We start from the raw sequence: 9,352 nt of genomic DNA, 5'->3' as shown, positions 1-9,352 counted from the left end.
ACTCTTCATGGTTAAGATTCGCCTGGCTCGTCACGGCGCCAAGAAGCGTCCGTACTACCGTATCGTTGTTGCTGATTCCCGCTGCCCGCGCGACGGCAAGTTCATCGACGACATCGGCCGTTACAACCCGCTGACCGAGCCCGCTATGATCAAGATCGACCTGGAGAAGTGCGATCAGTGGCTGGCTAACGGCGCTCAGCCTACCGACACCGTTGCTGCGCTCATCAAGAAGTGCCGCGAGCAGGCGTAAGCATCATGGCAACTCAGACCGAGGATATCGCCGGGCTGGTTCAGTCCGTCATTCGTCCGCTCATCGATCATGAGGACGACTTGGTCATCGATGCGCGTGAAACCGAAGATGGTTCCATCTTCGTGGAAGTTCGCGTGAACGAGGAAGACGCCGGCAAGGTCATCGGCCGCCAGGGTCGCGTGATCAAGGCCATCCGCACGCTTGCGCGCGCGGCGGCTTCCAGCACGAACACGCACGTTGACGTGGAGCTGCTCGATTAATGGGCGCTTGGGTCCGCGTAGTCGAATTCACGAAAGCTAAGCATGTCAAGGGAGGGCTCGTCGCGCGCAGCGTGGCGGGTCTTCCCTTCTTGCTTGAAGAGGGCATGCACTGCGCTTTCGTGCCGCCGGTCATCGATGTGCCGCGCGAAGGCACCATATGCGACATCCGCGACGATGCGAAGGGCGTCGTCGTGTTTTTCGACACCGTTACCGACGCGAACACTGCCGACGCGCTGGTGGGCTGCTCGGTGCTCGTGCGTCGCGCCGACCTGCCCGAAGGCGTGCTTGAGCTTGAAGAGGGCGGCATCGAGGGGTTCGACGTCATCGACGCGAAATGCGGCCTGATCGGCACGGCCGTCTCCATCAACGAAATGCCCGGGCAGCACCTGCTCGAGGTAGCGCGCGAAGGTTCCGACAAAACGGTGCTTATTCCGGTAGTCGACGAGTTCCTTGAAGGGGTGGACGAAGCGGATCGGTGCATCTTCGTGAACCTGCCCGACGGCCTGCTTGACCTGTAACCGCCCCGCCAAGAAGGGAACCTCATGATCATCGAAACGCTTTCGACGTTTCCCGATATGTACGCTTCCGTCATGGGCGCGTCCATGATGCGCATTGCCCAAGAGAAGGGCATCCTGGAATTTCACGCCCATGACCTGCGCGATTGGACGCATGACCGCCATCGCACCACCGACGACGAACCCTACGGCGGCGGCGACGGCCTTGTCATGAAATGCGCCCCCATCTTCGAAGCCTACGAAGACATCTGCAGCCGCGCAGGCAAGCCCTACACCATCTTCCTAGCTCCGCAAGGCCGCCGCTTCGACGACGCCGCCGCCTGTGAGCTGGCCAAGCAAGATCACCTGCTGTTCATCTGCGGCCACTACGAGGGCATCGACGAGCGCGCCTACACGCTGGCCGATCAGGTCATCTCGCTGGGCGATTACGTGCTTACCAGCGGCGAGCTTGCCAGCATGGTGGTCATCGACGCGGTGGTGCGCAAGCTTCCGGGCGTGCTGGGCGCCGAAACGGGCGCGCTCGGCGAAAGCTTCGCCGACGGCCTGCTGGAATACCCGCAGTATACGCGCCCGGCGAACTTCAACGGCATGGAGGTGCCGCCGGTGCTGCTGTCGGGCAATCACGGCGCCGTGGACGTGTGGCGCCGCCAGCAAAGCTTGGAGCGCACGTGGCGGCTGCGCCCCGACCTGCTTGAGGGCGTGACGCTTACCGATGCTGACCGCGCAATTCTGCAGACTTTATCAACCGCCGATGGACGCTAGGCCCCCAGCGGTATCATAGGCAGCTAGCGCACGCGGGGCAAAACGCCTGCGCGCGGTCCATCGAAAGGAAACGCAGTACTTCATGAGCGCAGGTCAACACGCCACCGACTCGCACGGCGGCATTCTTAGAACCTTCTTCAGCATCGTTGTCATGGTCGCCTTCGTCCTGGGGCTTTCCTGGGCGCTGCGCACGTTCGTGTTCACGGCCTACGAAATCCCCTCGGGCTCCATGGAGGAAACTATCATGATCGGCGACATGGTGTTCGCCGAGAAGGTCAGCTACTACTTCCGCGAGCCCGAGGCGGGCGACATCGTCACGTTCACCGACCCTGAAATCCCTGGTCGCACGCTTATCAAGCGTTGCATCGCCACGGCAGGGCAAACCATCAACATCACCGGCGACGGCATTCTGTACATCGATGGCGTAGCGCAATCGGAAACCTACACGCACGGCAAGCCCACGCTGCCGCTTTCCAACAGCTCCATCACCTTCCCCTACACGGTACCGCAAGGCCACATCTGGGTGATGGGCGACAATCGCACGAACTCGCAAGATTCCAGATACTTCGGCGCGGTCCCCACAAGCTCGGTCACGGGCAGGGGCGTGCTGGTATATTGGCCCGTTTCGGAATTCGGCGTGCTCGAATAGCCGCAAACGTGCAGACACAAGGCAAGTAAGGGAACACGGAAAAGGACAAGGAGAACCATGTCAACCGAAACCTTCGCCGCGAACGCGGGGCAGGGCGCAGGCGCAAACCAGCCGCCTACGTTCCAGGACATCGTCATGAACCTGCAGCATTACTGGGCCAGCCAGGGCTGCGTCGTTTTGCAGCCGTACGACGGCGCCGTGGGCGCGGGCACGAACCACACCGCCACCACGCTGCGCTCCTTGGGCCCCGACACGTGGCGCACGTGCTACGTGCAGGGTTGCCGCCGTCCTACCGACGGCCGCTACGGCGAGAACCCCAACCGCCTGCAGTACTACTACCAGTTCCAGGTGCTCATGAAGCCGAGCCCCGACAACATCCAGGACCTGTACCTGGGCAGCCTGCGCGCCATCGGCATCGACCCCGACAAGCACGACGTACGCTTCGTCGAGGACGACTGGGAAAGCCCGACGCTGGGCGCCTGGGGCCTTGGCTGGGAAGTGTGGCTCAACGGCATGGAGGTCACACAGTTCACGTATTTCCAGCAGGTGGGCGGCTTCGAGTGCTCGCCCGTGCCCGTGGAAATCGCGTACGGCCTTGAGCGTTTGACCATGTACATCCAGGGCGTCGACAGCGTCTACGACATCATCTGGGCGCGCGGCGACGACGGCGTGGAGTTCACGTACGGCGACGTGTACCTGGAAAACGAGCGCGAATTCTCCACGTACAACTTCGAGGTGGGCAACACCGATTTCCTGTTCGAAGCTTTCAACCAGTACGAGCGCGAGGCGGGGCTGTGCCTGGAGCACAACCTGCCGCTGCCGGCGTATGACTGGGTGCTGAAGTGCTGCCACACGTTCAACCTGCTTGACGCGCGCGGCGTCATCTCCGCCACCGAGCGCATGGCCTACATCCTGCGCGTGCGCTCCATGGTGAAGGAATGCTGCGCATCGTATATCGCCAACGTCGTCGGCGAAGGCGAGAGCGATTGCGCGCTCGCCGATGAGAAGAAGGGGGAGTAACCCATGGCCGAAAAGCACACGCTCGCGTTCGAAATCGGCGTCGAGGAAATTCCCGCGTTCGACCTTGATTCGGCGAACAAGCAGCTTGAGAAGATGGTGCCCGCCGCGTTTACCGATGCGCGCATCCCGTTCGATTCCGTGGAAATCCACTCCAGCCCGCGCCGTCTGATCGTCATGGCCTATGGCGTGGCCGACGCAACCGAGGCGCTGGTGGAAGAATACAAGGGTCCCGCGGCGAAGATCGCGTTCGACGCCGACGGCAACCCCACGAAGGCCGCCATCGGCTTCGCGCGCGGCAAGGGCCTTACTCCCGAAAACCTTGAGCGCCGCGAGGTCAAAGGCGTCGAATACGTGTTCGCCACCAAGAACATCCCGGCAACGCCTGTGGCCGACCTTCTGCCCGACATCTTGGCCGGCTTCATCACGGCCATCAAGTGGCCGCGCTCGCAGCGCTGGGCTGCCTACAGCGAGTACTTCGTGCGCCCCGTGCGCTGGATCGTGGCCATGCTCGACGACGTCGTGCTGCCCGTCAGCTTCGCCGGCGCCACGTCCGGCAACGTCACGTTCGGCCATCGCGTGCTTGCCCCCGGGGCGCACACGGTGGACACGGCCGCGAACCTGCTTGACGTGGTGCGCGCCGCCTACGTCATCCCCACGCAGTCCGAGCGCGAGCGCATCATCCGCGAAGGCGTGGCCGCCATCGAGGCCGAAACGGGCTTTACGGCCGAGCTGCCGGCGAAAACGCTGCTTGAGGTGGTGAACCTGTCCGAGTATCCGCAACCGCTCGTGTCCACGTTCGACGAGGAATTCCTGCAGGTGCCGGAAGAGATCATCGTCGACGCCATGCTCATGCACCAGCGCTACTTCCCGCTGTACGACGCCGACCACAAGCTGACGAACAAGTTCATCATCGTGTCGAACGGCAACCCGGAGTGTGCCGCCACCATCATCGACGGCAACGAGCGCGTTGTGCGCGCCCGCCTAGACGACGCGAAGTTCTTCTACGAGGAAGACCTGAAGCACCCGCTGGAGTTCTACGTGAACAAGCTGGACAAGGTGGTGTTCCAGGAGTCGCTGGGCACGGTGAAGCAGAAGGCCGAGCGCCTGGTGAAGCTGGCCGGCGCGCTTGCCGCCGACGCGCAGCTGTCCGAGGCCGACGCCGCCGACCTGGTGCGCGCCGCGCAGCTGTGCAAGGCCGACCTGGTCACGAACGCCGTCATCGAGTTCACGTCCGTCCAGGGCGTCATGGGCAGCTACTATGCCGCCGCTTCCGGCGAAACGCCGCAGGTGGCGCAGGCCATCGGGCAGCACTACCAGCCGCGCTTCGCCGGCGATGAGCTGCCGGAAACCACGGTGGGCAAGCTGGTGGCCTTGGCCGACAAGCTTGACACCATCTGCGGCCTGTTCAGCGTAGGCCAGGGCCCCACGGGCTCGTCCGACCCGTTCGCGCTGCGCCGCAGCGCCATCGGCATCGTGAACATGCTGGAGGCGGGCGTGAACATTTCGCTGGCAGCTGCTATCGACTGCTCGCTGGCGGCGTTCGCCGAGCAGGGCGTCCAGTTCGACGCCGCCGCCGTGCGCGCCGAGGTCGTCGACTTCTTCGTCACGCGCACGAAAGTCATGCTGCGCGACGCCGGCGTGGAGGCCGACACCATCGACGCCGTGCTTGCCGCAGGCGTTGAGGAGCCGGCTGTCATCGGCCAGCGCGCCCATGCGCTTGAGGACGCCCGCGCCAACGACGCCGAGACGTTCGACAACCTGGCCACGGCCTATGCGCGCGCGAACAACCTGCGCAAGCCCGAGCTGGGCAGCGCCGTGGATGATGGCCTGCTCACCGAGCCGGAGCGCCCGCTGGCCGCGGCTGTGGCCCAGGCGGAAGGCACCGTTGCCGCCGCGCTTGAGGCCGACAGCTTCGCCGCCGCGCTTTCCGAGCTGGCGGCCCTGCGCGCGCCCATCGACGGCTTCTTCGCCGATGTCATGGTCATGGACGAGGACCCGGCGCTGCGCGACAACCGCCTGCGTCTGCTCAACCGCTTCGTGGCCGTGTTCGCCAACGTGGCGGACTTCGGCAAGATGGCGAAGTCGAAATAGCGCGCCAGCGTGTAAACTTTGAAGGGCGGCGGCCATGGGGGCCGGCCGCCCTTTTTCGTATCCATCAGGCGTCTTCGCAAGGAGGCATGCTTCATGCAAGAGGAGTTCATCGTGCACGAGAACACAACGTCGCTGCCGACGATCCACGTCATCAGCGACTCGGTGGGCTTGACGGCCCAGGCCATGGCGCGCGCCGCGGCCGCCCAGTTCGGGGAGACGAACCCCAACATCGAGGTGCTGTCCCACGTGCGCTCCGCCGAGCAGATCCGCACCTGGATCGACGAGCATACGGCGCTGCACGCCAGCCGCGGCGATGCACGCGTGCTCATCTTCTACACGCTTGTCGACGGCGACCTGCGCCACGCGCTTACCGAATACGCCGCCACGAAGCCCAGCGTTACGGCCGTCGACCTGCTCACCGAGGCCATCGGCTCCATCGCGAAGCTCTCGGGCAAGGTGCCCAGCAAACGCCCCGGCGGCCTGCACGTGGCCGACCAGCACTACTTCCGCCGCATCGAGGCCATCGAGTTCACCATCGCCCACGACGACGGCCGCAACCCGCAGGAGATGACGCAGGCCGACATCGTGCTTCTAGGCGTGTCGCGCTCGTCGAAAACGCCCACGAGCATCTATCTGGCGCAGCAGGGCTACAAGGTTTCCAACATCCCGCTCGACCCGTCCACCGAACCGCCGAAAGAGGTGTTCGAAGTGGACCGCACGCGCCTGTTCGGCCTGATGACAACGCCTGATGTGCTCATCGGAATTCGCCAGCGCCGCCTGGGAAATGCTGCTGTCGTGGCATCAAAATATGCCGACCCCGAATACGTTTACGAGGACCTCGACAAGGCCCGCGCGCTCATGCGAAAACTCGGCGCAATCGTCGTTCACACCGAAAATCGCGCCGTTGAAGAAACCGCTCAAGAGATTTTGCGGTACTACGAACGGGTGCACCCCGCAGGTGCTGATATAGTTAAGGAGTCCTGATTTCACAAGTCCGGTAAAAACCAAGGACGACCTTAGGTTAGGAGTTAGAAAAGTGACTGCAGAAGTCAAGCGGGTTTACGCATTCGGCAAAGACGCCGAGGGCAACAACGTCACGGAAGGCAACACGAACATGAAAGCCATCCTTGGCGGCAAGGGCGCCAACCTTGCCGAGATGGCCAACATCGGTCTGCCGGTGCCTCCGGGGTTCACCATCTCGTGCCAGACGTGCATGGAGTACGCGAACGCCGACAACACGTGGCCTGAAGGCGCGCTCGACACCATTCACGAGTATCGTCTGGACCTGGAAAAGCGCATCGGCAAGAAAATCGGCGACGCGGAAGATCCGCTGCTGGTTTCCGTCCGTTCCGGCGCCCCTATGTCCATGCCCGGCATGATGGACACGGTTTTGAACCTGGGTCTGAACGACCAGTCCATCCACGGCCTTATCAAGCAGACGGGAAACCCCCGTTTCGCATGGGACTCCTACCGCCGCTTCATCCAGATGTTCTCCAACGTCGTCATGGGTCTTGATGGCGACCTGTTCGAGAACGCCATCACGGCCATGAAGAACGCGCGCGGCGTCGCTTCCGACACCGACCTCACGGCTGAGGACCTGCAGCAGCTTGTGGCCGAGTTCAAGCAGATCTTCTCCGAGAACGTCTCGGGCGTGGAATACCCCAGCCTCGTCGTCGACGGCGTGGTGGCCTTCCCGCAGGACCCCATGGTGCAGCTGAAGCTGGCCATCGAGGCCGTGTTCGGTAGCTGGAACAACCCGCGTGCCACGCTGTACCGCAAGAAGAACAAGATTTCCGATGACCTGGGCACCGCCGTCAACGTGCAGTCCATGGTCTTCGGCAACAAGGGCAACACCTCTGCCACCGGCGTTGCGTTCACGCGCAACCCCGCTAACGGCGAGAAGGAATTCTACGGCGACTACCTGGTCAACGCCCAGGGCGAAGACGTCGTCGCCGGCATCCGCAACACCAGCCCCATCGCTGATCTGAAGCACGTCGAGGGCCTCGAGGAAGCCGGCCAGCAGCTCGAAGAGATCTTCGTGGTGCTGGAGAACCACTTCCGCGACATGTGCGACATCGAGTTCACCATCGAGCAGGGCAAGCTGTACATGCTGCAGACCCGCGTCGGCAAGCGTACCGCCGCCGCCGCGCTGCACATCGCCATCGAGATGGAGAAGGAAGGCCTCATCACGAAGGAAGAGGCCGTCATGCGCGTCGAGCCTGAGCAGCTCGACCAGCTGCTGCACCCGCAGTTCGACAAGAACGCCGAGTACGACGTGCTCGCGCGCGGCCTGAACGCTTCCCCGGGCGCTGCCGTGGGCGAGGCCGTGTTCTCCGCTGCCGACGCCGTGGCCGCCGCCGAGGCCGGCCGCAAGTGCGTGCTCGTGCGTTGGGAAACCACGCCCGACGACCTGGCCGGCATGATTGCCGCCGAGGGCATCTTGACCAGCCATGGCGGCAAGACGTCCCACGCGGCCGTTATCGCCCGCGGCATGGGCGCGCCGTGCGTGTGCGGCGTCGAGGCGCTGAAGATCGACGCCGAGAAGAAGCAGGCGGCCGTCACCGGCACCGATGTGGTCATCAAGGAAGGCGACATGATTTCGCTGGACGGCACGACCGGCATCGTGGTGCTCGGCGCTGTTGACCTGGTGCTTCCCGAGCTTACCGGCGACCTGGACACCATCCTGGAGTGGGCCGACGAGTTCCGCACCTTGGGCGTGCGCGCGAACGCCGACAACCCCGAGGATGCTCAGCTGTCCCGCGACTTCGGTGCGCAGGGCATCGGCCTGTGCCGCACGGAGCACATGTTCCTGGGTGACCGCAAGCAGATCATCCAGACGTTCATCCTGAACGAGGACGAGGACATCCGCCAGAAAGCCGTCGACCAGTTGTTCGAGGCTCAGACGGGCGACTTTTACGGCATGTTCAAGGCCATGGACGGCCTGCCGGTCATCGTTCGCCTGCTCGACCCGCCGCTGCACGAGTTCCTGGAGAGCCCGCGTGCGCTTGACGTGGAGATCGCGCGCCTGGAGGCAACCGGCGGCGACAAGGGCGTCATCGCCGAGAAGCGCGCCCTCATGGAGCAGATCGACGCCATGGCCGAGGCCAACCCGATGCTGGGTCTGCGCGGCTGCCGCCTGGGCATCGTGTATCCCATCCTGCCCGTCATGCAGGTGCGCGCCATCGCCACGGCTGCTGCCAAGCTGAAGAAGGAAGGCCTCGATCCGAAGCCCGAGATCATGATTCCGCTGGTGTCCGTGGTTCCCGAGCTGGCCAAGCTGCGCGAAGTTGCCGAGCAGACCATCGCGGAAGTGGCCGCTGAGCAGGGCGTCGAGCTGAACATCGAAATCGGCACCATGATCGAGCTGCCGCGTGCGGCTGTCACCGCCGACGAGATTGCCACGAAGGCCGACTTCTTCTCCTTCGGTACCAACGACCTCACGCAGACGACGTTCGGCTTCAGCCGCGACGACGTCGAGGCCGAGTTCATCCCGCAGTACCTCAAGGAGCGTCTGCTGCCCTACAACCCGTTTGCCACGGTTGATCCCGGCGTTGCCAAGCTGGTGAAGATGGGCGTCGAGCTGGGCCATCAGGGCAACCCGAACCTCACCTGCGGCGTGTGCGGCGAGCACGGCGGCGACCCGGACTCCATCCACACGTTCCACAACATCGGCCTGGACTACGTGTCCTGCAGCCCGTACCGCGTGCCGCTGGCGCGTCTGGCCGCCGGCCAGGCAGCCATCGAGGCCAAGCAGGCAGAATAGCCCGCAAAAGCCCTACGGAATATGGAATGCGAAGGGAGCCCC

The 9,352-nt window shown here is 63.9% G+C and carries 8 protein-coding genes and 1 pseudogene; all 9 read left to right on the top strand.

Annotation, left to right across the window (positions count from 1 at the left end; translation table 11 throughout):
* Positions 1 to 7: 7 nt before the first annotated feature.
* Positions 8 to 247 (top strand): annotated as a pseudogene (rpsP, locus tag ACWI6D_RS05540) (30S ribosomal protein S16); the annotation flags it as partial.
* A gap of 8 nt (positions 248 to 255) precedes the next feature.
* On the top strand, positions 256 to 510 hold the full coding sequence (locus ACWI6D_RS05535) for a KH domain-containing protein (RefSeq protein WP_129424398.1): 255 nt from the start codon (positions 256 to 258) through the stop codon (positions 508 to 510).
* Positions 511 to 614: 104 nt separating this feature from the next.
* Positions 615 to 1,028: a ribosome maturation factor RimM gene (locus tag ACWI6D_RS05530; protein ID WP_449133965.1), complete on the top strand. Its 414-nt coding sequence runs from the start codon at positions 615 to 617 to the stop codon at positions 1,026 to 1,028.
* Positions 1,029 to 1,052: 24 nt separating this feature from the next.
* Positions 1,053 to 1,787: a tRNA (guanosine(37)-N1)-methyltransferase TrmD gene (trmD, locus tag ACWI6D_RS05525; protein ID WP_449133964.1), complete on the top strand. Its 735-nt coding sequence runs from the start codon at positions 1,053 to 1,055 to the stop codon at positions 1,785 to 1,787.
* 82 nt (positions 1,788 to 1,869) lie between these two features.
* Complete coding sequence (gene lepB, locus ACWI6D_RS05520; protein ID WP_449133963.1) at positions 1,870 to 2,436, top strand: signal peptidase I; 567 nt, start codon at positions 1,870 to 1,872, stop codon at positions 2,434 to 2,436.
* Positions 2,437 to 2,493: 57 nt separating this feature from the next.
* A complete protein-coding gene (glyQ, locus tag ACWI6D_RS05515) occupies positions 2,494 to 3,456 on the top strand; it encodes a glycine--tRNA ligase subunit alpha (RefSeq protein ID WP_449133962.1) in 963 nt (320 codons plus the stop codon).
* 3 nt (positions 3,457 to 3,459) lie between these two features.
* The gene (gene glyS, locus ACWI6D_RS05510; protein ID WP_449133961.1) at positions 3,460 to 5,547 is read left to right on the top strand and encodes a glycine--tRNA ligase subunit beta; all 2,088 of its coding nucleotides are present in this window, start codon (positions 3,460 to 3,462) and stop codon (positions 5,545 to 5,547) included.
* Positions 5,548 to 5,640: 93 nt separating this feature from the next.
* Entirely contained in the window at positions 5,641 to 6,531 is an 891-nt protein-coding gene (locus ACWI6D_RS05505) for a pyruvate, water dikinase regulatory protein (protein ID WP_302937770.1), read from the top strand.
* Positions 6,532 to 6,583: 52 nt separating this feature from the next.
* Positions 6,584 to 9,310 (top strand): pyruvate, phosphate dikinase, encoded by a 2,727-nt coding sequence (gene ppdK / locus ACWI6D_RS05500; protein ID WP_449133960.1) that lies wholly within the window; start codon positions 6,584 to 6,586, stop codon positions 9,308 to 9,310.
* Positions 9,311 to 9,352: the final 42 nt, after the last annotated feature.

It is taken from the genome of Senegalimassilia sp. (assembly GCF_977052095.1).
The sequence above is the reverse complement of the archived record's forward strand: the minus strand, read 5'-3'. Positions and strand labels throughout refer to the sequence as shown.